This window comes from Moorena sp. SIO3I6 (genome assembly GCF_010672095.1).
Genome location: NZ_JAAHHU010001506.1, coordinates 1 through 1,205, shown reverse-complemented (window position 1 = coordinate 1,205; position 1,205 = coordinate 1). Strand labels below are relative to the sequence as shown.

1 protein-coding gene is annotated in these 1,205 nt (G+C 43.2%); it reads left to right on the top strand.

Annotated features, from left to right (window positions below):
* The coding region (locus F6K49_RS50700) for a transposase (RefSeq protein WP_293110461.1) at nucleotides 1-943 on the top strand (943 nt) is incomplete at its 5' end.
* Between the last annotated feature and the right edge of the window lie 262 nt (nucleotides 944-1,205).

The window sequence follows — 1,205 nt, the reverse complement described above, 5'->3', positions numbered from 1 at the left end:
CAAATTTTTCAAAGGAGAAACTGGTTACCCGAAACCAAAAAGAAGGTCGCGATTTAGGAGCTTCAAATATGCCCCTGGCCAAGTAAAACTTGATAAAAACAAAATATATCTTCCAGGTATCGGGTGGATGGGCTTTTACAACTCTCGTCCTATACCTGATGGGTTTGTTCTAAAGTCCGTTACTGTTCGCAGAAAAGCTCGTGGGTGGTTTGTCAGCCTTCAGATCGAAGACAAATCGGTTCCGCCTGTCCCCATGAAAGACAAGACCGAAATCGAACCTACAAAAGTCAAAGGTTGCGACTTAGGTATTAACAAACTAATCAGCCTATCCAATGGAAAAACAATAGTTAATCCAGCTAAAAGTAAGTCCTTTAAGCGTAGAGAACGACGCCTGAAATTGAGACATAAAGCTGCTAGTCGGAAGAAAAAAGGCTCTAACAACAGAGGAAAGTCTTATAAGGCAGTCGCATCACTTCATGAGCGGATCACAAACAACCGTAGTGCTTGCCACTGGGATATTGCCAATCAATTAGTTGACGGAACAGATGCTTTGGTGTTTGAAGATCTCAACATTAAAGCAATGAAATCTCGGTGTAAGCCTAAACCCAATAAAAATGGTGGTTACGATTCGGCAAAGCCGACGCTTCGCGAACGTAATGGGCAATCGGCAAAAAGAGGTCTAAATAAGTCAATATCTAATGCAGCTTGGGGAGAACTAGTCAAAAAGGTAGAAGTCGTGGCTGCAAAGTCAGGCATCCCGGTAGTAAAAATAAATCCCAAGCATACGTCTCAGAGATGTCCAAAATGTCATCACGTCAGTAAAAGCAACAGGAAGAAAGAAAAATTCGTTTGTACTGAATGTGGACACTACGATGATGCTGATGTCAACGGGGCAGTAAACATAAAACTAAGGGGTCTTAAAAAACTGGGAATTGACCCCTAGAGACGAAACCTTAGAACAAGGCAGCCTTATTACAACAACCATTAACCTTTTACGCATAACCCTTTAACTATAAAGGCTGCCTTGTTCTTACGGTAACTTTAAACTCAGCTACCTCCGGTGCGGGGGAAAGTCACGCCCTTGGAGTTAACAGCAACATAAGTTGTTGTGCCGGGGAATCCCCATCCCTGCGACGGGTGGGGAGGTTCAAAATCTACCTGCATCCATGGGTTATACCGGGGACTTTCAGTGGTTCGATTTTCTA